The 24,329-nt window shown below is 38.0% G+C and carries 20 protein-coding genes and 3 tRNA genes; 10 read left to right on the plus strand and 13 right to left on the minus strand.

Annotated elements, in window-relative coordinates:
* Positions 1 to 98: 98 nt before the first annotated feature.
* The 3 genes from rpsO to V5290_RS06780 all read right to left on the minus strand — a co-directional run bounded on the left by rpsO (position 99) and on the right by V5290_RS06780 (position 3,768).
* Positions 99 to 368, minus strand: a complete 270-nt coding sequence (rpsO, locus tag V5290_RS06770; protein ID WP_028870486.1) for a 30S ribosomal protein S15 — start codon at positions 366 to 368, stop codon at positions 99 to 101.
* A 302-nt stretch (positions 369 to 670) separates the two neighbouring features.
* Positions 671 to 3,085, minus strand: coding sequence for an ABC transporter permease (locus tag V5290_RS06775; RefSeq protein WP_333383162.1), 2,415 nt, complete (start codon positions 3,083 to 3,085; stop codon positions 671 to 673).
* On the minus strand, positions 3,082 to 3,768 hold the full coding sequence (locus V5290_RS06780; RefSeq protein ID WP_333383164.1) for an ABC transporter ATP-binding protein: 687 nt from the start codon (positions 3,766 to 3,768) through the stop codon (positions 3,082 to 3,084). The genes V5290_RS06775 and V5290_RS06780 overlap by 4 nt, the downstream gene beginning before the upstream one ends.
* On the opposite strand from V5290_RS06780, the gene tesA reads away from it, so the two are divergent.
* Positions 3,767 to 4,372 (plus strand): multifunctional acyl-CoA thioesterase I/protease I/lysophospholipase L1, encoded by a 606-nt coding sequence (gene tesA, locus V5290_RS06785; RefSeq protein ID WP_333383169.1) that lies wholly within the window; start codon positions 3,767 to 3,769, stop codon positions 4,370 to 4,372. The two genes, V5290_RS06780 and tesA, sit on opposite strands and share 2 nt — an antisense overlap.
* 215 nt (positions 4,373 to 4,587) lie before the next feature.
* Positions 4,588 to 5,460 (plus strand): DMT family transporter, encoded by an 873-nt coding sequence (locus tag V5290_RS06790; protein ID WP_416351605.1) that lies wholly within the window; start codon positions 4,588 to 4,590, stop codon positions 5,458 to 5,460.
* 159 nt (positions 5,461 to 5,619) lie between these two features.
* Here the strand turns inward: V5290_RS06790 and V5290_RS06795 are convergent.
* From V5290_RS06795 to grpE, 9 genes are all read right to left on the minus strand, one after another.
* Positions 5,620 to 5,705, minus strand: a tRNA-Leu gene (locus V5290_RS06795).
* Between the two features lie 11 nt (positions 5,706 to 5,716).
* Positions 5,717 to 5,790, minus strand: a tRNA-Cys gene (locus V5290_RS06800).
* Positions 5,791 to 5,799: 9 nt separating this feature from the next.
* A tRNA-Gly gene (locus V5290_RS06805) sits at positions 5,800 to 5,875 on the minus strand.
* Positions 5,876 to 6,046: 171 nt separating this feature from the next.
* The gene (pgsA, locus tag V5290_RS06810) at positions 6,047 to 6,610 is read right to left on the minus strand and encodes a CDP-diacylglycerol--glycerol-3-phosphate 3-phosphatidyltransferase (protein ID WP_333383176.1); all 564 of its coding nucleotides are present in this window, start codon (positions 6,608 to 6,610) and stop codon (positions 6,047 to 6,049) included.
* A 165-nt stretch (positions 6,611 to 6,775) separates the two neighbouring features.
* The gene (gene uvrC / locus V5290_RS06815) at positions 6,776 to 8,608 is read right to left on the minus strand and encodes an excinuclease ABC subunit UvrC (protein WP_333383179.1); all 1,833 of its coding nucleotides are present in this window, start codon (positions 8,606 to 8,608) and stop codon (positions 6,776 to 6,778) included.
* 71 nt (positions 8,609 to 8,679) lie between these two features.
* Entirely contained in the window at positions 8,680 to 9,324 is a 645-nt protein-coding gene (gene uvrY / locus V5290_RS06820) for a UvrY/SirA/GacA family response regulator transcription factor (RefSeq protein ID WP_333383182.1), read from the minus strand.
* 412 nt (positions 9,325 to 9,736) lie between these two features.
* Positions 9,737 to 10,861: a molecular chaperone DnaJ gene (dnaJ, locus tag V5290_RS06825; RefSeq protein WP_333383184.1), complete on the minus strand. Its 1,125-nt coding sequence runs from the start codon at positions 10,859 to 10,861 to the stop codon at positions 9,737 to 9,739.
* A gap of 152 nt (positions 10,862 to 11,013) precedes the next feature.
* Entirely contained in the window at positions 11,014 to 12,930 is a 1,917-nt protein-coding gene (dnaK, locus tag V5290_RS06830) for a molecular chaperone DnaK (RefSeq protein WP_333383187.1), read from the minus strand.
* A gap of 312 nt (positions 12,931 to 13,242) precedes the next feature.
* Positions 13,243 to 13,851, minus strand: coding sequence for a nucleotide exchange factor GrpE (gene grpE, locus V5290_RS06835; protein WP_333383190.1), 609 nt, complete (start codon positions 13,849 to 13,851; stop codon positions 13,243 to 13,245).
* Between the two features lie 140 nt (positions 13,852 to 13,991).
* On the opposite strand from grpE, the gene nadK reads away from it, so the two are divergent.
* Entirely contained in the window at positions 13,992 to 14,891 is a 900-nt protein-coding gene (gene nadK, locus V5290_RS06840) for an NAD(+) kinase (RefSeq protein ID WP_333383193.1), read from the plus strand.
* A 151-nt stretch (positions 14,892 to 15,042) separates the two neighbouring features.
* Positions 15,043 to 16,722 (plus strand): DNA repair protein RecN, encoded by a 1,680-nt coding sequence (gene recN / locus V5290_RS06845; protein WP_333383196.1) that lies wholly within the window; start codon positions 15,043 to 15,045, stop codon positions 16,720 to 16,722.
* Between the two features lie 289 nt (positions 16,723 to 17,011).
* Here the strand turns inward: recN and V5290_RS06850 are convergent, their stop codons facing one another.
* Positions 17,012 to 18,883, minus strand: coding sequence for a sensor domain-containing phosphodiesterase (locus V5290_RS06850; protein ID WP_333383199.1), 1,872 nt, complete (start codon positions 18,881 to 18,883; stop codon positions 17,012 to 17,014).
* A gap of 372 nt (positions 18,884 to 19,255) precedes the next feature.
* On the opposite strand from V5290_RS06850, the gene lolB reads away from it, so the two are divergent.
* The 6 genes from lolB to ychF all read left to right on the plus strand — a co-directional run bounded on the left by lolB (position 19,256) and on the right by ychF (position 24,327).
* Positions 19,256 to 19,861: a lipoprotein insertase outer membrane protein LolB gene (gene lolB, locus V5290_RS06855; protein ID WP_333383202.1), complete on the plus strand. Its 606-nt coding sequence runs from the start codon at positions 19,256 to 19,258 to the stop codon at positions 19,859 to 19,861.
* A gap of 15 nt (positions 19,862 to 19,876) precedes the next feature.
* Positions 19,877 to 20,731, plus strand: a complete 855-nt coding sequence (gene ispE / locus V5290_RS06860) for a 4-(cytidine 5'-diphospho)-2-C-methyl-D-erythritol kinase (protein ID WP_333383205.1) — start codon at positions 19,877 to 19,879, stop codon at positions 20,729 to 20,731.
* A 76-nt stretch (positions 20,732 to 20,807) separates the two neighbouring features.
* Positions 20,808 to 21,755, plus strand: a complete 948-nt coding sequence (locus V5290_RS06865; RefSeq protein ID WP_290041575.1) for a ribose-phosphate pyrophosphokinase — start codon at positions 20,808 to 20,810, stop codon at positions 21,753 to 21,755.
* Positions 21,756 to 21,989: 234 nt separating this feature from the next.
* A complete protein-coding gene (locus V5290_RS06870; protein ID WP_333383210.1) occupies positions 21,990 to 22,619 on the plus strand; it encodes a 50S ribosomal protein L25/general stress protein Ctc in 630 nt (209 codons plus the stop codon).
* A gap of 2 nt (positions 22,620 to 22,621) precedes the next feature.
* Entirely contained in the window at positions 22,622 to 23,212 is a 591-nt protein-coding gene (pth, locus tag V5290_RS06875) for an aminoacyl-tRNA hydrolase (RefSeq protein ID WP_113820207.1), read from the plus strand.
* Between the two features lie 23 nt (positions 23,213 to 23,235).
* Positions 23,236 to 24,327: a redox-regulated ATPase YchF gene (gene ychF / locus V5290_RS06880; protein WP_333383215.1), complete on the plus strand. Its 1,092-nt coding sequence runs from the start codon at positions 23,236 to 23,238 to the stop codon at positions 24,325 to 24,327.
* The last annotated feature ends 2 nt before the right edge of the window (positions 24,328 to 24,329 follow it).

Genomic DNA, 24,329 nt, shown 5'->3' on the forward strand with positions numbered 1-24,329 from the left:
TGTTTTTACTTAGATTGGTATTATAGGTCTTAATTTTTAAAGCCCACAAACAAAAAAAGAGCCCTTAGGCTCTTTTTGAAATTAAGTTTAAGGTCGAATTAACGACGTAGACCTAATTCTGCGATTAATGCTGTGTAAGCTGCAACATTTTTACGCTTTAAGTAGTCAAGTAATTTACGACGTTGACTAACCATGCGTAATAGACCACGACGGCTGTGGTGATCATGGATGTGCTCTTTGAAGTGACCTTGAAGGTGGTTGATTTGTACTGTGTACAATGCAACTTGAACTTCAGGTGAACCAGTATCGCCTTCTGCGCGACCAAATTTTGCTACAATCTCAGCTTTCTGTTCTGCACTTAGTGACATAACGTACTCCGATATTTTGCGGTTATGTGGATAACCTATTTTAATTATTATCGCCGATCACTAATTCAGCGATAAAGTGAAGGGCGAAGTTTACGGACTTTTAACCTTCTGTGCAACTACAAAAACGCTTATTTCTAGGTTATTTATTTAGCTATGACTTCCCTGCTCACACAAGAGTGTAAAGTGAGAGAAAATCAGCCTTACCGCCGCTATAGATATTAACTAGCAGGTCATTGTTAATAATAAAAAACGGCTTTCTCAAAAAGTGAAAACCGTTTTATTTAATAATTACCGTAAAGGATTTAACGTAATGGTTTCATTAAGCTTTTAATCACCGAACGTAAACTAACGAATACTACAATAATAGCCAGTACTGGCAATATGATAAACATACTTGGATGCCACTGTGGCGATAACTCGAATCCCCAAATCATTAGTGCAGATAAGATAATTTCAGCAGCAATCGCTGCAACAAAGCCCCCGCTTAATGCCAATAAACCATATTCAGCCCACAATGTGTGGCTAATACGTTTTTTACTCGCACCTAATGTGCGGTAAAGCGTTATTTCTCTTTTACGTTCACTCAAGCTTAAACGTAATAAAGTAAAAATTAAGAGAATACCGGCGACGACACCCAGTGCAGCTAAACCAGTTAGCGACCAAGATATTTGTCTTAATAAGCTTTGTACTTTAGTCGCCATCGTACGTAAATCGAGTAAAGTAACCGTTGGATAAGATCGCGCTAACTCATTCACTAAAGGTGTTTGATCTTCTTCCGCTCTAAAGCTGACCATCCAAGTAGAGGGTAAGTCGGCTACCGCATCCTTACTAAAAATAAACACAAAGTTAGGTTTTAAGCTTTGCCATTCCACCGCCCTTAATGAATTAACAGTAGCAGTGAAAGGTTGGCTATTCACTTCAAAAGTCATGGTATCGCCAATTTTCAAACCAAGCTCTTCGGCTACTTCTTGCTCTACTGATACGGTTTTTTCACCAGTCCAATCGCCCGCAACCACTTCGTTATAAACAGGAAGCTGATCCATCCAGGTAAAGTTTACTTCTCGTTTCAAAATACGTATTTCTGGATCTTGATAAGCAGGCAACTCAGTGGTTTCTTGACCTTTTATTTTAGTGATTCGACCACGAATAATGGCAAAAGCATCACTGTGTGGTAATCCTGACTTATCCAGCTCTTGTAAGTAATCTTGCTGTTGTTCAGGGCTAATATTAATAGAAAATACATTAGGTGCATCTGGTGCTAGGGTTTGCTGCCAATCTCCTAATAAATCACTTTTAACTAACCAAATTAATGCGACTAACATCAGCGAACCAGATAGAGCGGCGAGTTGCATCATGCTATTTTTTGGCGAGCGACTAATACGACTTAAAGCTAAGCTGAAAGCAGCTCCCCACTTTAACTTGCCCAATAATTGTAAAAAACCATAACTCAAGCCAGCCAGTACAACAAATAACACCAATAAACCGATTAACACCATCCAAACTAGTTTATTGCCACCATAAAACACGACTAACGCAGTGAAAGGCAGTAGCAATAACCACCAGCTCGTTTTACTGTATGTGACAGATTGCTTTTGGATAACATTAATCGCCGGCGCATCCAATAAACGAGTTAATGGAATTAATAGAGCAGGTAATCCGATACACAGTGCGACACCCAAAGCGAACAAGAAAGGTTGAATACCTACACTAGGTAACTCTTGCGGGAGAATATCCGCCAAAGGCACTCGTAATAAATACTCTAGTAACAATCCTAATGAACTACCGACTACAAATGCACTGATAAACATGATTAAGACTTGTGTGGTTAACCAAGATCGTAACCAAGCTCGGCTTGAGCCCATACTTTTTAACATAGATACGGTTTCACTACGATTTCGTACGTAATGAAGACAGGTTAAAATAAGCGTCACCGCAGCCATTAATATCACCATTAAAATAGTAAGTGATAAATATTGCTTGGCCTTATCCATTAATCGGACGGCACGACTTTCTCTATTTTGGTCTACCCAAGACTCTCCCGGCTGTAACTCATAACTTTCCTGAAAAGCAGCTAATGCAGTAGGAGGACCATTAATAAATAGACGATAACGTACCCGGCTGCCAATCTGAATAGCACCTGTTTTCTCTAGGTCGCTACTATGGATAAATACATTAGGAATGCTATTAAAAGGGTTATAGGCTAACTCAGGTTCTTCTTCTATTACACCTGTGATCGGCAGTTCCGCATCACCAATAGCAATAGTATCACCCACTTTACTTTCTAAGATTGAAAATAAGCGAGGAGAAAGCCATAGCTCACCTGGTTTTACTTCGTTTCTGGCGGATTGATTGGCATCACGAAGAGTTAATGAACCGCGCAATGGGTAACTACTTTCAACACTTTTCACTGTGACTAACTGTAATTTTTCGTCACTGAAAGCCATTGTTTGAAAACGGCTTTGAGAAGAAATAGTTAAACCTGCATCTTGCGCTTTTTCTACCAACAGCTCAGGAATCGGGTTCGAGGACCTTAACACTAAATCAGCAGCTAATAGATCGCGCCCTTGATTGGTCATCACCTTTTCAACACGTAACGCTAACGTTGATAAAGCGACAACACAAGCAATGATCAAGGTTAATGCCACCATTACTGGCCATAACTGACCAGACCAGATCTCTCGCCAGCTCCAGCTGATTATCATTTTATTTGTTTTCATGCGCTTTCCTGACATTGACCTGCATTCATAACCAAAGTGCGTTGGCATCTTTTTGCCAATTCAGGATCATGTGTCACTAATACCAGCGTGGTTCCCTGCTCTTTATTCATTGCAAATAAAAGCTCAACAATCGTCTTAGCGGTTTTTTGGTCCAAATTCCCGGTAGGTTCGTCAGCAAATAATATTTTAGGCTGAGTAACAAAAGCTCGTGCTAACGCAACGCGTTGCTGTTCACCACCAGATAACTGTGTAGGTAAATGGGTTTCTCGACCAGATAAGCCAACTTCTGCTAATAATTTTTTTGCTTTTAGTTCATTGTCTTCTTGGTCTTCATTGCCGCGTAATAGCATTGGCAAAGTAACATTCTGCAAAGCGGTTAGAGAGGGGATTAATAAAAAATTCTGAAAAACAAAACCTATTGATTCACTGCGCATTTTAGCGCGTTGTTCATCATCCATATCGGAAATAGTAGAGCCTAAAAGACTGATTGAACCTGAGCTTGGCAAGTCTAATCCAGCTAATAAACTCATCATGGTGGATTTGCCTGCACCAGACGTTCCCATAATAGCGACAGACTCTCCTTCATTGATGTTAAAGGAAATCCCCTTTAGGATAGACAGTTCGTTATCATTACTAATCACTGATTTAGTAATATTTTCAACACTTATAATGGATTGACTCATGATTAAACTTGTTTCCTTAATATTTTCGTTGCTTATTTTTTCATCTGCGGCCAACAGTAACACGTTACTAATTGTTGGAGATAGCCTAAGCGCAGGGTATAAAATACCAGTTGAAGAAAGCTGGCCAGTTTTATTACCAGAACAGCTCAGCGCGCAAAATCAAAAAATTGATGTAATAAATGCCAGCATTTCTGGCGATACAAGTGGTAATGGCCTAGCACGATTGCCCGGTTTATTAGCAACACATCAACCCGATTATGTATTAGTTGAATTAGGCGCTAATGATGGATTACGAGGCTTTTCTCCGACCATTATTAGTAAAAACTTAAAAACTATAATTGAAACAATAAAAGCGCAGAACGCTAAACCAATATTGATGCAAATTCGTGTCCCAACAAATTATGGGAAACGCTACGGACAAGCTTTTGCTGATATCTACCCTGCGCTAAGTGAACAAGCAGACATACCGTTAATGCCATTTTATTTAGAACAAGTCATCACAAAACCAGAATGGATGCAAAATGACGGTTTACACCCTAACGTTAAAGCACAAAGTTGGATTGCAGAATTCATTGCCACAGAACTTGGTAAAATAATTAAATAGCCTTAAATCGATAGCAGATTAATACAGCCACATTTATAGTGACTGTATTAATCGACCGCCCTACTACCTAAATAATTTCACTGATTTATAAATCAAAATAAAATAACTAGCCTGCAAAACATTTTAGATTTAATATCAAAAACTTACTCTAGTCAAAAATCCAAAAAATAATATAACAATAAGTACGACACTACTCTTCGCGGGGATCAAGGATGATTAAAAATCAAAAAACAGCGACTCTATTTGCTTTATTAGCGGTACTTATGTGGTCAACTGTTGCCACCGCATTTAAAGTAACACTTATCTATTTTAGTGCCTTGCAAATGTCATTAGTTGCAAGCTTAGCCAGCAGTGCTGTCTTGTTAATTATCTGCTATCACCAAGGTAAGATTAATTTATTAAAAGATAGCTTTTTAAAAGCGCCATACTTTTATTTACTGATGGGTGCAATCAACCCCTTTTTATATTACTCACTGCTATTTCAAGCCTATGACTTATTACCTGCGCAACAAGCACAGTCACTCAATTACACTTGGGCCATAACATTATCTTTATTAGCGGTGCCTGTGTTGGGACAAAAATTACGTAAGAATGATGTTATTGCGATTACTTTAGGTTATTTAGGCGCCTTAATTATTGCGACTAAAGGCAACTTATTAACTCTCGACTTTGAAAGCCCATTAGGTGTTGGTTTAGCGTTATTGAGCACTATTTTATGGGCCTGTTATTGGATATTTAATAGTAAGAATGAAGCCGATCCAATCGCCTCTTTATCACTTTGCTTTCTATGCAGTTTACCGATGATTTTCGTTGCAGTACTCATATTTGACGATATCACCATGACTTCATGGCAAGGTTGGTTAGGTGCAACCTATATAGGGTTATTTGAGATGGGGTTAGCTTTTGTAGCTTGGTTGACTGCGCTTAAATATGCTGAGAGTACGAGTAAGATAAGCAACCTAATTTTTATCTCTCCTTTTGTTTCCCTATTACTGCTCAACGTTATTATTGGTGAAACTATTTATCCAGCAACAATTATCGGACTAGTACTAATTATCGTGGGTTTATTTATTCAGAAAAAAAATTAATAGGCATCACACTAACTTTGTAATCTATAAGAAAATAATTTATAGCGATTAGTTATTTTTAAAGGAGTGGTATGAGTTGAGGATTAAAAGGAGTTGAAACAGCTTAACTCAAATTTTAGGTATAAAAAAACCAGCTTATCGCTGGCTTATTTATAGAATTGGTGCCCGGAGCCAGACTTGAACTGGCACGCCTATTAAGCGACGGATTTTAAATCCGTTGTGTCTACCGATTTCACCACCCGGGCAAATTCTATAATGGAGGCGGAACCCGGAGTCGAACCGAGGTGGATGGATTTGCAATCCACTGCATGGCCACTCTGCCATTCCGCCAAAAACATTTGGAGCGGTACACGAGACTCGAACTCGTGACCCCAACCTTGGCAAGGTTGTGCTCTACCAACTGAGCTAGTACCGCATCACTATGTTTATCTCAAGAAGAAGCAGTAACTGTTTCCCCTCTCGATGTGTGCGCATTCTAATGATTCTTAACAATGAGTCAATACTATTTATCGACTTTTTTACTTCTTTTACTCTGTTCGCCGCTTTTTTAGCCTAAGCGGCGAGATATTCATCAATATAAGTGAAATTAATCACCTTTTACTTCATTACCTTTCTTCAATAACGGCCAAGCTGCTTTTAGGTACACAATCATAGACCACAGCGTTAACGTCGTCGCAATATATAAGAATATAAAACCTGCCCATTCCATTGTGACTGAGTATTGCCATATTAATAAAAACAACGCTAACATTTGTGATGCGGTTTTCACTTTGCCAATCCAAGAAACAGCGACAATTCCTCGCTCTCCTAATTCAGCCATCCATTCACGTAAAGCTGAAATAATAATTTCTCGACAAATCATCACCATTGCGGGAATAGTTATCCAAATAACAGCATAATGCTCAACGATCATCACTAAGGCGACTGCCACCATGATTTTATCGGCAACAGGGTCTAAAAACGCACCAAATGGGGTTTGTTGGTTTAAACGGCGGGCTAAATAGCCATCTAGCCAATCTGTCACACCTGCTAACCAAAATACAAAGGCAGCGGCTGCAGCTGCCCATACGCTTGGAAGGTAGTAAATAATGACAAATACAGGGATTAATAAAATTCGAAAAGAGGTTAGTATATTTGGTATGTTAAGCATTGATATATCCTTTAGGCTATGCACGCTTATTTTGGCACTTTATGCTTAGCTTTTGCAAATGCTTAACTCATAAAATAAGTAATAAAATGAACTAACTACTTGTTATGAGAAATATAATTTATATTTTACTCGTGGATGATGATTTAAAGTCATTTTTAAATGTAATTAATGATGTAAAGCTTCATGAATGGTTTCAGCTAAACTTTTACTAATACCATTTAATTTGCATAATTCATCAATACTCGCCGACTTAACCCCTTGTAACCCACCAAAGTGATTTAACAACATTTGGCGACGTTTAGCACCTATGCCCGCAATACCTTCTAAGGTACTAGTTCGCCTTACTTTATCGCGTTGCTGTCTATGCCCCATGATCGCAAAACGATGTGACTCATCGCGAATCTGTTGAATAAGGTGTAATGCCGGTGAATCACTTTCAACTTCTAATATTTCATGACTATCAGCAAGTATTAGTGTTTCTTCTCCTGCTTTACGGGCAACGCCTTTGGCAATACCAATAAGTAATGGATACTTCTCAGGAAAATTATGCTCTAAAGAGCTAATAATAGTCTCTGCCTGGCTTAACTGCCCTAGCCCACCATCGATAAAAATGATATCAGGAGTGGTTTCTGCAGTTTGCACGTCTTTAAAGCGACGAGCTAAAACTTGCCCCATCGCAGCATAATCATCGCCTGGAGTGATGCCTGTAATATTGAAACGGCGATAATCAGATTTTTTGGCGCCTTCTCGATTAAACACAACACAAGACGCTACGGTTTTTTCGCCCATCATATGAGAGATGTCATAACACTCCATACGTTGAATAGGAGAGGTTAACTCTAGCTTTTCTTCTAGGAGGTTATAACGTTGTAGAATCGACTTCTGTTGGCTTAAATGGGTACTTAACGCGACTGTTGCATTCGTTTTAGCTAACTTAGTAAATCGTAAACGCTCACCACGCATGACTATTTTTAATTTAGTTTTATAACCGCTGTGTTCCGAAAATAATTCTTCGAATATTTCACGGTCTGCAAAATCATCGGTTAACAGTATTTCTCTTGGTATAGCTCGGCCATTCTGACCTGACAAATAAAATTGGCTTAAAAAACTACTTAGCACCTCTTCTTGAGTCGAGTTTTTAGGTACCTTAGGAAAGTAGTTACGGCTCCCCAGTACGCGGCCTTGTCGAATAAACAACATATGAATACTGGCAACGCCATGTTGATAAGCAAAACCTAATACATCTAGCTGCTCTACCTCACCACTCACCCATTGCTGCTCTTGTACCTTTTTCAAGGATTGAATTTGATCGCGTCTAACTGCAGCCTTTTCAAACTCTAGATTAACACTCGCATCTTCCATTTCAGTTACTAGCTGCTCAATAACGCCTTGGCTTTTACCTTGTAAAAATGCTGTCGCAAGCTCCACTTGATGTGTGTACTCCTGTTCAGGCATTGCCTTAACGCAAGGACCTAAGCAGCGTTTAAGTTGGTACTGTAAGCAAGGTCGAGAGCGATTTTTATAGTAGCTATCTTCACATTGACGAATAGGAAATAACTTCTGCATTAAATGTAAGCTTTCGCGAACTGCACCACCACTTGGGTAAGGTCCAAAATAAGTGCCTTTACGCTTTTTATTTTGCGACCTAACTAACGTTAACTGCGGGTGTTTATGGTCACTTAGAAACAGGTAAGGATATGATTTATCATCACGCAGTAAAACGTTGTATTTAGGCTTATGCTGCTTGATAAAGTTGTGCTCAAGAATCAAGGCTTCCGTTTCAGTATGCGTAATCGTCACTTCAATACGTACGATATGACTCACTAAGGCTAACGTTTTAGGGTGTTTCTGAGTCAGGCTAAAATAACTGCTCAAACGTTTTTTAAGGTTTTTAGCTTTACCGATATAGATAATTTCATCTTTATCGTCAAACATACGATACACACCAGGTTCAGTGGTCACGGTTTTTAAAAAAGCGTCTGAGTTGAATTTAGTCATAAATGAGATCACTGCGTATAATAAAAAGGCACCTAAATAGATGCCTAATATATCATTTCAAAATAGAAAATTTAAAGCGTATCAGCGTCTAACATGCCGTAACGAATCGCAAGATGCGTTAATTCAACATCGCCTTGAACACCTAATTTATCAAACAAACGGTAACGGTAGCTGTTAACCGTTTTAGAGCTTAAGCTAAGTTGCTCAGATATATCGACAACACGCTGCCCTTTGGTGATCATAATCATGATCTGTAACTCACGTTCCGATAAAACACGGAATGGATCTTCGTTACTTGGTGCCAGTTGTGATAACGCCATCTGTTGGGCAATTTCAGGCGTTAAATAACGCTGACCTGAATTGACTGCACGGATTGCATTTAACACTTCTTCTGGGCAAGCAGCTTTGCTGAGATAACCAGCAGCACCAGCTTGCATTACTTTTGTTGGAAATGGATTTTCAGTATGCATAGTTAACATAATGATTTTAATATCTTCATTGATACGTAAAATCTTATTCATTGCATCCAATCCACCAATACCAGGCATATTAATATCCATTAAAATTACGTCTGGTTCATTACTTCGGCACCACTTTACAGCTTCTTCTCCGCTTTCAGCTTCGCCAATTACTTTCATGCCTCGAACATCATCAATGATACGGCTTATCCCTGTACGAACTAATTCATGGTCATCGACCAGCAGGATATTTATCACTAAACTTCTCCGTATGAGTAAAGTTAACTCATAAATTAAACAGGTTAATACTTATATGTTTGATACTGCCACTTTCTGTTGTTCATGTACTTTGTTAACAAACATAATATCCTGAATAACTTACTAATATCGTTGTGCATCAATTTTTCAACGAGCAACTTTACCTAATTTTTTATCTCGCTTATAGAGCCAGAACAAACTATTGCCACTCTGTGCAAGTTTTCACGCTTATAATGCATACAAAATGAATAAGAATGCAAATTTAAGCACTTTATCTTTCATAATACAATTTAGCTAGCGCGACATCATAACAAACTATTTCCAATAAAATACAAAAAAAAAGGTCACTCGAAAGTGACCTTTTTTAAAAAACATAAAAAATAGTATCGATTACATTTAAATATAATCGTTATTATTTGCTGATATCGTCAAAAAATGTTTTTAAGCTATTTAAAAAACCTTCTGACTTAGGCTTATGTTTTTTACTACTGCTTGAACATAAAGAACTTTCAAACTCTTTTAATAGTTCTTTTTGCTTGATAGAAAGTTTAACTGGTGTTTCCACTGTCACTTTACACATCAGGTCGCCTGTAGAATGGCTGCGTACTGATTGAACGCCTTTATTACGCATACGGAACATACGGCCCGTTTGAGTTTCTGCAGGGATTTTTAATTTAACACGTCCATCTAAGGTAGGGACTTCAATTTCACCACCTAGCGCAGCTTCTGTGAAGCTGATTGGTACTTCACAGTACAAGTCGTTGCCGTCACGTTCAAATACATCGTGTGGACGAACGTTCATTTGTACATATAAATCACCAGCAGGTGCGCCATGCTCTCCAGCTTCACCTTCACCACTTAAGCGGATACGGTCGCCTGTATCAACACCAGCAGGGATTTTAACGGATAATGTTTTGCTGCGCTCGTAACGCCCTTCTCCATGACACTTATTACATGGATCAGTAATAATTTTACCTTTACCACGACAAGTTGGACATGTTTGGTTAACCGCAAAGAAACCTTGGCGCATTTGTACTTGGCCTTGACCATGACATGTACCACAAGTTTTACTTTCAGTACCTTTCTTAGCGCCTGAGCCATTACACTGTTCACAATGTACTAACGTAGGAATTTGGATCTCTTTAGAGATACCTTTAACAGCCTCTTCTAAGGTTAGTTCCATGTTGTAGCGTAAGTCAGAACCTTGCTGTGCACGTTGACCGCCACCACGACGACCACCGCCAAAGATATCTCCGAATATATCGTCAAAACCGCCACCGCCGAAACCACCGCCGCCGCCATGGCCTTGCTGATTAACACCATCGTGACCATATTGATCAAATGCTGCTCTTTTTTGGGGATCACTAAGAATTTCGTAAGCTTCTTTTACTTCCTTGAATTTTTCTTCTAGCGCAGTATCACCTTTGGTACGGTCTGGGTGGTACTTCATCGCCAGGCGTTTATAAGCCTTTTTAATCTCTTTCTCTGTCGCATCTTGGCCGACACCAAGTACTTCATAACAATCACGTTTAGACATGGTCAGTTCTCAAACCTTTATTTATACCAAGTTCAACTCTGTTTATATTATTAACATTATTAAAATTGGTATTGTTCAAAACAAACGCGCGGATTATAGATAAATCCATAACCCGCGAGCTGATACGATACTGCTAATTAGGGGTTACCCAATTATTTTTTCTCGTCTTTTACTTCTTCAAACTCAGCATCAACGATGTCATCGTCTTGTTTAGCTTCAGCTTCTGGCTGAGCTTCACCGGCTTCGCCTGCTTGTGCTTTTTGTTGAGCAATTTCCATTAGTTTTTGAGAAGCTTCTGCTAGTGCTTGAGTTTTAGCGTCGATTTCAGCTTTATCTTCACCTTTGCTTGCTGTTTCAACTTCAGCAATTGCAGCTTCAATTTTCTCTTTCTCATCAGCTGGTAATGCGTCGCCAGCTTCTTCAATTTGTTTCTTAGTACCGTGAACCATTGCATCTGCTTGGTTACGAGCCGTTACTACTTCTTCAAATTGCTTATCAGCATCAGCATTTGCTTCTGCGTCATTTACCATTTTTTCAATCTCTTCGTCAGATAGACCTGAGCTTGATTTGATAGTGATTTTTTGCTCTTGGTTTGTATCTTTATCTTTAGCAGATACATGTAAGATACCATCCGCATCCATATCGAAAGTTACTTCGATTTGTGGAGTACCACGAGTCGCAGCACGGATACCTTCTAAGTTAAATTGACCTAGAGATTTGTTGTCTGCAGCACGCTTACGCTCACCTTGAAGAATGTGGATTGTTACCGCACTTTGGTTATCTTCAGCTGTTGAGAATGTTTGTGATTGTTTAGTTGGGATAGTTGTATTTTTCTCGATAACTTTCGTTAATACGCCACCCATTGTTTCGATACCTAGAGATAACGGTGTAACGTCTAATAAAAGAACGTCAGTTTTGTCACCTGAAAGTACAGCACCTTGAATCGCAGCACCCATTGCAACCGCTTCATCAGGGTTAACATCTTTACGTGCAGCTTTACCAAAGAACTCTGCAACAGCAGCTTGTACTAATGGCATACGAGTTTGACCACCAACTAAGATTACATCATCGATGTCATTAACAGAAAGGTCAGCATCTTTAAGTGCAATACGTAATGGCTCAAGTGTTGCTTTAACCATGTCTTCAACAAGAGACTCTAATTTAGAACGAGTCACTTTGATGTTTAAGTGTTTAGGACCTGATGCATCAGCTGTGATGTATGGCAGGTTAATATCAGTTTGTTGTGCAGAAGAAAGCTCGATTTTTGCTTTTTCAGCAGCTTCTTTAACACGTTGCATCGCTAGTGGATCTTTAGTTAGATCAAAGCTTTGCTCTTTTTCAAATTCTTTAACGATGTAGTTGATTAAACGGTTATCGAAATCTTCACCACCTAAGTGTGTATCACCGTTTGTCGCTAATACTTCAAATGTTTTCTCGCCATCTACTTCATCAATTTCAATGATTGAGATATCGAAAGTACCACCACCTAAATCGTATACAGCAACTGTGCTGTCACCTTTAGTATTGTTAACACCGTAAGCAAATGCAGCAGCTGTAGGCTCATTGATGATACGTTTAACATCAAGACCGGCGATACGACCAGCATCTTTAGTTGCTTGACGTTGTGCATCGTTAAAGTAAGCAGGTACTGTGATTACTGCACCAGATACTTTTTCACCTAGGTAATCTTCAGCAGTTTTCTTCATTTTTTTAAGAATTTCAGCAGAAATTTGCGGTGGTGCCATTTTGTCACCGTGCGCTTCAACCCATGCATCACCATTGTCAGCTTTAACAATTTTGTAAGGCATGATTTTAATATCACGTTGTACTTCTTCATCTTCAAAACGACGACCGATAAGACGTTTGATTGCAAACAAAGTGTTTGTTGGGTTAGTTACAGATTGACGCTTAGCAGGTTGACCTACTAATGTTTCACCATCTGTGTAAGCAATGATTGAAGGAGTAGTACGTTCACCTTCTGCGTTTTCAATGATTTTAGCTACATCACCATCCAGTACAGAAACACATGAATTTGTAGTACCTAAATCAATACCAATAATTTTACCCATTTTACTTTCTCCACATTTATTAATGTTTTATTTGTTTAGTTGACTCTCTGCAGCATTGCAGTGTCCGTTTCATACTTCATATATAAGGGGCTATTTTTAGGTTTCAAGGGCAACAAGTAAAAAAAATCATTTTTTTTAACATTTATTTTAAAAAGTGACTCACTTCAGCGAATTGTCTGGCACTTTATGCCTCTACGGTTAATTTTTTACTTGAAATTCCAATACTAAAAAATGCCTAAATACAAAAAAGGCACCGAAGTGCCTTTTATTAATCAATCAAATAGACTGATTAAATACTATTTAATTTAGTCGTTATGCGTCTTTTGAGACAACAACCATTGCAGGGCGGATAATTTGACCACCACTTAATTCGTAACCTTTTTGCATAACAGCAACAACTTGGTTAGCAGGAACGCCTTCAACCACTTGCATGCTCATTGCTTGGTGTTTCTCTGGGTTTAATGTTTCACCCATCGGATCAATTTGTTGAATACCAATACTTGAAATTGCTTTTAATAGCTCGGTAAGTGTCATCTCAACACCATCAACCATAGGTTTTAGTGTTTCATTTTCTTTATCAGCATGTTGAATTGCTAATTCAAGGTGGTCAACGACTGGCGTTAACGCATTAGCAAATGTTTTTAATACTGATTTACGACGGTTCTCCGCATCGATACCCGCTTTACGGATTTCGTTTTGAGAGAAAGCTTGAGCGCGGATCACAAGATCTTTCTGCTCTTTAATCTCTTCTTCAGCTGCAGCTAGCTTTTTAGTTAGCTCTTCAATTAAAGCTGATTGGTCATCGGCTTGCTCAAGCGTGCCTTCTACTGCTTCTTGCTCAACAACCTCTTGTTCGACAGCTTCATCACCTAAAACCGTTTCAATTGCTTCTTCAACCGTGTTTTTTTGTTCTTCGCTCATAGCTCAATCCTACTTAATTTTATTTTGGTCAATAATATAAGCTCTATTATGGGGATAGTAATAATAGTTTCAAGGCTGTTAATAAAAACATTTTTAAGAGGTATACTGAAAATCATCACATTTTAATGAGTATGTATTTTATGACGCAAGACAATCAGCAACAAAGTCGATTTCAAACTATTGGATTAATTGGTAAACCTCAGCATAGCGAAGCGTTACAAACTCTTACTAGCCTATACTTTTTTCTACAAGCTCGCGGGCATGCAGTGATCATCGATATTCGTCTTGCCGATGATCTAGAATTACCACAAATTCGTTATGAAGATTTAGTCGGTATCGGGAAAAGATGTGATTTAGCGATTGTGGTAGGCGGAGATGGCTACATGCTAGGGGCTGCCAGAGTATTAGCGAGATTTGATATACCGGTAATTGGCGTAAATAGAGGTAACTTAGGTTTTTTAACAGACTTAGATCCTGATAATTTCGAAAAGCCATTGAGTGAGGTTTTAGAAGGTACTTACCAAACCGAACATCGATTTTTATTAGAAGCGCAAGTTTATAGCCATGGTCATCTAAAAAGCAGCAGTACCGCAGTTAATGAAGCAGTATTACATCCAGATAAAATAGCTCACATGATCGAATTTGAAATTTATGTAAATGATAATTTCATGATTAATCAACGAGCCGATGGATTAATTCTCTCAACACCAACAGGGTCAACAGCCTACTCTTTATCTGGTGGCGGTCCAATCATGACCCCAAAACTCGATGCAATCAGCTTATTACCAATGTTTCCTCATACTTTAAATAGCCGCCCTATTGTTATCGATGCCAATAGCACTGTGCGTCTGAAGGTAGCACAAAGCAATAGTACAGAGATGCAAATTAGCTGTGATAGCCACGTAAATTTATCTGTATTACCCGGTGATGAAGTCATTATTAAAAAAACTAAACACCAGCTAACCCTTTTACACCCGCAAAATTACAACTATTTTCATGTATTACACACTAAATTTGGTTGGGGAAATAAACTTTTCTAGTTACTCCCCAAGTAACTGAGCAATCAGCATAAAATAAAATATTTAGCATAAAATAGATAAACAGCACTTTACTGTTTAAAAAAACAGTACTAAACTGTGTTTTTAAACAGTAGTTTTATCGTTGCTAATATCATCATAGGATATCTATTTTATGCTAAGCCAATTAACTGTTCAGCACTTTGCCATTGTAAAATTTTTAGAGCTTGATTTTCACCAAGGTATGACCACTATTACAGGTGAAACTGGTGCGGGTAAATCCATTGCGATTGATGCATTAGGCTTATGTCTTGGTGCTCGTGCTGATGCAAGTATGATTAGACAAGGCACTGATAAAGCAGAGGTAAGTGCACGGTTTAACTTAATTGATACGCCCAATGCTTTAGCTTGGTTAAAAAGCAACGATCTTGAAAACACGCTAAGCGATAATCAAAATGAATGTTTATTGCGCCGAGTGATCACCCGTGAAGGACGCTCCCGTGCTTATATCAATGCCATTCCAGTACCTTTATCCCAACTAAAAAGCTTAGGTCAATTATTAGTTAATATACATGGACAGCATGCTCACCAAAGTTTATTACGCACAGACATACAGTTATCAATTATTGACGAATATGCCAACCACCATCAACTACTACAAAAAGTAAAAGATACTTATCAAGGCTGCCACTTTCTTAAGAAACAATTACAGCAACAACAATTAAGTCAGCAAGAAAAGCAAGCACGTAAGCAACTACTTGAATACCAAATCATTGAGTTAGACGAATTTGCATTAGGTGAAGGCGAGTTCAGTGAAATCGAAAGCGAGCATAAGAAATTAGCTAACAGTGGCGCATTACTAGAAAGTACTCAAGTCAGTTTAAATTTACTGGCTGACTCCGAGGAGGTGGATGCACTTACCTTATTACAAAAAAGTATTTCTCTACTAGAGTCACAAGTACAACATGACAGTCAACTAGAGCCAATCGTTAGTGCTTTGCAAGAAGCGGTGATCCAGGTAGAAGAAGCCGGCTACGAACTACGTCAATACAGTGAAAAACTAGAGCTTGACCCTGAGCAATTTGAGCAACTTGAATCACGTTTAAGTCAAGCAATGACATTATCTAGAAAGCACCAAGTCCAACCAGAAATGCTTTATGATTTCCATCAAAAGTTGAGTAAAGAATACCAACAACTTAATAATAGTGAAGCACAAATCGAACAGCTAACTTTAGAGCTCGAAACGGCAAAACAAGATTATATTAAGCATGCTCAAAAACTTAGTCAAAGTCGCCAACGCTATGCTAAAGAGTTAAGTAAAAAGATTACTAAAAGCATTCAAAAATTAAATATGGAAGATGGCCAGTTCGAAGTCGCGATGACACAACATGAAAGTGATAGTCTGAGCCCATTAGGCATTGACGGAATCGAATTTCAAGTTGCAGCAAATGCGGGACAAGGTCTACAAAATTTAGGAAAAGTAGCGTCTGGTGGTGAGCTATCGCGGATCAGTTTAGCGATTCAAGTGATCATTAGCCAACGAGTTTCCACGCCAACGCTCATTTTCGATGAAGTGGATGTGGGTATCAGTGGTGCAACAGCTGCCGTTGTTGGTAACTTATTACGTCAACTTGGTGAAAGCACACAAATCTTCTGTGTAACACATTTACCGCAAGTGGCTGGGAATGGTCATCAACAAATGATAGTGAATAAACAAAGCGATGGTAAAAGTACTAACACCAATATGCAGCTATTGGATGAAACTCAACGTATTCATGAATTGGCAAGACTATTAGGCGGTGACAGTATTACCGAGCACACTTTAGCAAATGCCAAAGAGTTATTAATTATTTAAAGTATTTAAAGTATTTAAAGTATTTAAAGTATTTAAAGTATTTAAAGTATTTAAAGTATTTAAAGTATTTAAAGTATTTAATCTGTAAATGGAGACTTAATATTTTGGCTTAATGTAAAGACAAAAAGCGATCATATCATAGCAGCGTAGTTAACATTCACCTTAATATTAACTACGCTTAACAACAGTCAATATTCAAAAAATCGCCCATAAAAAAGACTCAATTTAAGATCTACCCAAAGCTTACTGAAAATCAACTATATGAATTAATTAGCTAAAATAACTTAGTCTAATGCTTATTTACCCTATTGAAAAAGCTATTCTGCTTAGACATTAATTTAATAATATCAATAGAGTGGACAGGCTTAGAAATTAAATAACCTTGCAAATAATCACAGCCATTTTCAAACAACCAGTTAGCTTGCTCTTGTGTTTCGACGCCTTCTGCAACCAAATCTAACCCCATTCCTTTTGCTAAACCAATAATAGACTTAACAATGCAAATGTCTTCTTCTCCGTTTGGTAAACCATCAACAAAAGATTTATCTATTTTTAGCTTAGAAACATTTAAATTCTTTAAACGAGAAAGCGAAGAGTAACCTGTACCGAAGTCATCAATGGATAATTGAATGCCTAGATCAATTAGCTTTTCTAATTGGGTTGATAACACTTGAAAATCTCCAGCCATCAACTCCTCCACGATTTCAAACTCAACTAAAGACGTAGAAACTTGATGTGCTTTTAAACACCTATCAATTTCACTTACCAAATGAGCAGAAAATAATTGTTCTGAAGAAATATTAACGGATATTCTTTGTAGATCTAATCCAGCATCTAAAAATTTATTAATATCAACACAGGTTTGTTCAAATATAACGTTACCTAGCTCCCCCATTAGCCCTAAGCGTTTTGCAATAGGTAAAATGATATAAGGAGAAATAATCCCTTTCGAGGGATGCACCCAGCGCACGAGCGCTTCTAATGCAAAGCCAGAAGTCTGGTAGTCTTGCTTTATGATAGGTTGATAAAATGGAACAATATCGCCACTATTTAAAGCATTAACAAACTCATGCTCTAATGACGCTTCTTTTTGGTACTCTTCTAACCAAACTGGGTTAAAGTAATAAATGCTACCGTTGCCTGCGTTCTTAGCTTTTAACATTGCAATTTCAGCTTTACGTAATGGGTCTTTATCTACTAATTCTTTTATATAGCAACTATATACACCTAGGCTAGCAGTTAAATTAATCACCTCATTAGTAAAGGTTTTAAATTCATCAGTAAATTGCGCTTGAATATTTGATAGCATCTCTTCTAATTGATTTTGCTCTTTAAAATCAATTAACCACAAAGCAAATAAATCACCACCGACTCGAGACAAACTATATGGGCAATTAGCAGAAATAGTTTCTAATCGACGTGCTATTTCACACAACAACTTATTAGCAAAATCATAACTAAAACGTTTATTGATCCCTGTAAACTCGTCCAAGCCTATTAATATGACGGCACATTTATCGTTAGGTGATGAATGTTCAATCTCTTTAACTATTCTATTTTGAAAAGATAAGCGATTTTCTAAACAGGTCAAAGGATCGACCTTTTCCATATAACGTATTCTTTGTTTTTCAAATAACCATTTAGATTGGACATAAGCCAATGAAATATAATCAGCAACTGAAACTGCATAAGAGATTTCAGCCATATCCCAATGATGGAACTCTTCTGTTTGTTCAATGCACAAAACACCCGATAAGCGGCCATCTTTAAAGATTGGTGCATCTAACATCGACATAATGTTAAATGCAGTAAGGTAACCTTCTAAAAACTCTGTCGTTCTGTAATCAGTGCGTGCATTGTCGACGTTAATCACTCGACTGGTATTCAACGATTTAAAGTAGATAGGACACGAAGCCTCTGGAATCTTTAGGCCTGTTTCAAATAAGTCATGCTTTTTTATATATAGGTACTGACAAATAATGTTACTTTTATCATTATCAAATAACCAGACACTAGCCCGCGCAACATTTAATAATAGACAACATGATTTTAGTATCGCCTTAATTTTATACTCAGAATCGTCTTTTTCTGGATCGCTATTTTCTACTCCAAGCTGTGTTAAAGATTGCTGTAAAGTTAAAAATTTATCCAATAAGTCCATGACAATAATCCTTAATCAACCTTCATACCTATTATGGTTAATATGTAAAAAAGCTATAAATGAATTAAAAGCTTAATTTTCTTTTATAAATACAGTCTATAACGATTCAGCTTATGATTAACACTAAAAAATACTCCTAAAGGGTATGTTTTTTTTGATAAGTAGCTTTATAACGCTATTTCTATATACATTTAAAATAAAAGGTTTAAGCGATACTGCTTAAAATAGTATAAGAATTAGATTAATTCATTTATAGCTCTGTAAATTAAAAGATATTTTTGATTGCTCAATATTAGGTTTTTACTATAGAACAAAGCTATCAATAAAATATTTTGTTATATTAGATGCACTTCTATAGATGGGCTTTGAATAATGAAAAAAATAGTAACACTACTTTTAATGGTAGCCTTAACTGGTTGTTCTCAATTTAATACATCAGAAGATATTAGCGTGCCTAGTAATCTTACATGGCAACAACATCAAAAAAAGTTGCAGCAACTCGATAACTGGATCTTAACTGGAAAATTGGCTATTTTCCTTGAATCAGATCGCCAAACAGCAAATGTTTATTGGCGACAACAAGGTGATAATTATGCAATTCAATTAACTACTTTTATTGGAACCCGCATTTTACAAATTACCAAAAACGAACAAGGTGTCGAGATTATTGATAATGACGATCAAGTTTATACTGGGCAAGATGCAAACACTTTAGTTAAGCAACTTGCTCCCGGACTTGATCTACCAATACAAGCATTACAACAATGGATAAAAGGCAACCCAGAAAATGCGCCTTATCAACTTAATGAACAACAACAAGTGAGTGACTTACTTGGTATAGATAGTAGTGGCAACCAATGGGAAATCAGATATAAACAATACCAAGACTTCTCTGGCTTTTACCTACCACGAAAAATTGACCTTAATCGCGATGGCATTAAGCTTAAAATAGCGGTTAGCCAATGGAATATCCAATAATAATAGAGCTTCATCATGCACATTGAAAAAATTCGCTGGCCTGCTCCAGCGAAACTAAATCTCTTTTTATACATCACAGGGCAACGCCCTGATGGTTATCATAATTTACAAACTCTATTCCAATTTATTGATCATTGTGACTTCTTAACCATTAATGCGAATAAAAGTGGGAAGATCTCTATAACACCTGAAATTGCAGATGTCCCACTTGAAAGCAACCTTATTTATAAAGCAGCTCGCTTACTTCAAGAGCATACTCAATGCTCTCTTGGTGCACATATTGAATTAGAAAAGAATCTACCGATGGGTGGAGGACTCGGCGGTGGGTCATCGGATGCGGCAACTACTTTGGTTGCTTTAAACTATCATTGGCAACTCAATTTGAGTGAACGAACACTAGCAACTTTAGGTGTCAAGCTTGGCGCTGATGTCCCTATTTTCATACATGGTAAAGCCGCTATTGCTGAAGGTGTCGGAGAAAAACTAACATCCGTTTTCCCTAAGCAACCTCACTATCTTATTGCCGTACCTAATTGTCATATTTCTACGCCGGATGTATTTAAAAATCCATTTTTAAAAAGAGACACAAAAAAGCTTTCACATGAACAACTTATGAACAATAAATGGACAAATGACTGCCAACCTTGTGTTAAAAAAAATTATCCCGAGGTTGCTAAGACTATCGACTGGTTGCTAGAATACGCTCCGACTCAAATGACCGGAACAGGAGCATGTGTTTTTAGTACATTTGAACAAGCTTGTGATGCAGAATCATTAGCTGAAAAATCGCCAAACTGGTTGAACTGCTTCACGACCAAAGGCGTAAACGTTTCACCATTGCGTGAATTGTTAACGACCAAACTAGATTAATTTGCATTGAATTAATCACACTTGTTAATGGTAAATTGCCATTAGCCAAATCAACAGGATTACAGAGGTCCTCATAGTGCCAAACATGAAATTATTTGCAGGTAACGCTACACCCGATTTAGCCCAGAAAATTGCTGATCGTCTTTTCATCAAATTAGGAAGTGCTGATGTAGGCCGTTTTAGTGATGGTGAGATACATGTTCAAATTAATGAAAATGTTCGTGGTGATGATATTTTCATCGTGCAATCAACTTGTGCTCCAACTAACGACAACTTAATGGAACTAATCGTTATGATTGACGCACTTCGTCGTGCTTCAGCAGGACGAATTACAGCGGTAATCCCTTACTTCGGTTATGCTCGCCAAGATCGTCGTGTTCGCTCAAGCCGTGTTCCAATCACTGCAAAAGTAGTTGCTGACTTCCTATCTAATGTCGGCGTTGACCGCGTTATGACAGTCGATTTGCACGCAGAACAAATCCAAGGTTTCTTTGATGTGCCTGTCGATAACGTATTTGGTAGCTCTGTACTACTTGAAGATATGTTAGAGAAAAAATTAGAAAACCCAATGATTGTATCACCAGATATCGGTGGTGTGGTTCGTGCTCGAGCACACGCTAAATTATTAGATGATGCAGACTTAGCAATTATTGATAAACGTCGTCCTAAAGCAAACGTAGCACAAGTAATGCACTTGATCGGTGACGTTGAAGGACGTAACTGTATCATCGTAGATGACATGATCGATACTGGCGGTACATTATGTCAAGCAGCAGCTGCACTTAAAGAGCGTGGTGCTTTATCTGTATATGCATACGCAACTCATGCAGTATTCTCTGGTTCTGCATTAGAAAATATCAAAAACTCTGTCATTGATGAGTTCATCGTAACGGATTCAATTCCATTAACAGATGAAATCATGGCAACAGGTAAAGTGAAACAGCTTACACTAAGCGGTATGCTGGCTGAAGCAATCCGTCGTGTAAGTAATGAAGAGTCTATTTCAGCGATGTTTCATTACTAAAAAACAATAAGATAGTAACAAGGTCTTAGTGAGTTTTTAGAAAAGCGTTTATTTCTTCGGAATAAACGCTTTTTTTTCGTATTTAATTTGTACAAAACTACTTACTGAGTTACTATAGCGCGCCTTTTTTATACGCCCTTTTAATAAGGGGAAGGTGGTTATCGCTGGTCGCAAACGATAATCTATTTTAATTTGAGGAATTAATATTAATATCCTCATTAATGGAGTTTTACCATGTCAGTAATTACATTAGTAGCAACAAGCCGTACAGACTTAGGGAAAGGTGCGAGCCGCCGCCTACGTCACACAGACCAAACACCTGGTGTTGTATACGGTGCAGGAAAAGATCCTGTTTCTCTAACTTTCGAACACAAAGAATTAATGAAAGTTGAAGGTATCGAAGCATTTTACTCTTCAGTATTAAGCCTAGAAATTGACGGTGTTGCAGAGCAAGTATTGCTTAAAGATATCCAACGTCACTCTTTCAAAGAACGCATCCAACATTTAGATCTTTTACGTGTTGACGCAACTCAAGCAATCACAACTACAGTTCCTCTTCATTACTTAAACGAAGAAACTGCAGAAGCTGTTAAAAATGGCGGCGTAGTTGCTCACTTAGCAAACGAATTAGAAGTAACTTGTTTACCAGCTGATCTTCCTGCATTTATCGAAGTTGATATTGCAAACGTTGAAATTGGTCAAACTGTTCACATCTCTGATGTTGCACTTCCAAAAGGTGTTGAATCTGTTGAGCTTAACAAAGGCGAAGAGCATGATTTACCACTATTAGCAATCACTGTTAAGAAAGCAGCGGCTGTTGAAGAAGAAACTGAAGAAGCAACAGAAGCTGACGCTGCTGAGTAATCGTGTCAACTACGATTAAATTGCTTGTGGGCCTGGCTAATCCAGGCCCCGAATATGCAAATACTCGACACAATGCCGGACAATGGTACATACAACAACTCGCCTCTCAAGAAAACATCCAGCTAAAACCAGAAGCTAAATTCTTTGGCCACACTGGTCGTATTCAATTTGCTGGAAATGACATTCGCTTATTAGTCCCTACTACCTTTATGAACCTCAGTGGTAAAGCAGTTAGCGCAATGGCAAAATACTACCAAATCAAGCCTGAAGAAATTTTAGTCGCTCACGATGAGCTAGATATCGTACCAGGTATCGCTAAATTTAAACTCGGCGGTGGTCATGGCGGGCATAATGGTTTACGTGATATCATTTCAAAGTTAGGCAATAACAAAAATTTCTACCGTTTACGTATTGGTATCGGCCATCCAGGCGATAAAAATCGTGTTAGCGGTTATGTACTTGGTAAAGCAACGAGTACAGAACAAAATTTGATCGAGCAAAGTATCGATGAAGCAGCGCGTTGTACCCATATTTTAGGCGTCGACGGTATCGAAAAAGCGATGAATCGCTTACATAGCTTCAAAGCACAATAACAGTAAATTAATAGGATAAAATCATGGGTTTTAAATGTGGTATTGTAGGTTTACCCAACGTTGGTAAATCAACCCTTTTTAATGCATTAACGAAAGCAGGCATTGAAGCGGCTAACTTCCCTTTTTGTACTATCGAGCCTAATACTGGCATCGTACCTGTACCTGATCCACGTTTAGACCAACTTTCTGACATCGTAAATCCACAGAAAGTAATACCAACAACGATGGAGTTTGTTGATATTGCAGGGTTAGTTGAAGGTGCATCAAAAGGTGAAGGTTTAGGTAATAAATTCCTAGCTAACATCCGTGAAACTGACGCGATTGGCCATGTTGTTCGTTGTTTCCAAGATGAAAACATTGTCCACGTAGCTGGTAAAATCGACCCACAAGAAGATATCGATATCATTAACACTGAATTAGCATTAGCTGATTTAGAAAGCTGTGACCGCGCGATTTTACGTTTAGGTAAAAAAGCAAAAGGTGGTGATAAAGATGCTAAATTTGAACTACCAATTCTAGAGCGCATTAAAGCTCATTTAGAAGCAGATGGTATGGTACGTGGTTTAGATTTTGAAAAAGAAGAACTAGCTGCTATTCAATACCTAAGCTTTTTGACATTAAAACCAACGATGTACATCGCTAATGTAGCTGAAGATGGCTTTGAAGATAACCCATTCTTAGACAAAGTACGTGAAATTGCTGCGAAAGAAAATGCAGTTGTTGTGCCTGTCTGTGCTTCTATTGAATCAGAAATTGCTGAATTAGATGATGAAGATAAAGCAGAGTTTTTAGAAGGTATTGGCCAAGAAGAGCCAGGTTTAAACCGTGTTATCTACAGTGGTTACGAGCTATTACATTTACAAACTTACTTCACAGCTGGTGTAAAAGAAGTACGTGCTTGGACAGTCCCTGTTGGTGCAACAGCACCGCAAGCAGCTGGTAAAATCCACACTGACTTTGAACGTGGTTTTATCCGTGCTGAAATCATTGGTTTCGATGACTTCGTTGAATGCAAAGGTGAAGCTGGCGCAAAAGAAGCGGGTAAATGGCGTCTTGAAGGTAAATCATACATCACACAAGATGGTGACGTAATTCACTTCCGCTTTAACGTTTAATA

It is taken from the genome of Psychromonas arctica (assembly GCF_036697365.1).
Taxonomy (GTDB): Bacteria; Pseudomonadota; Gammaproteobacteria; order Enterobacterales; family Psychromonadaceae; genus Psychromonas; species Psychromonas arctica_A.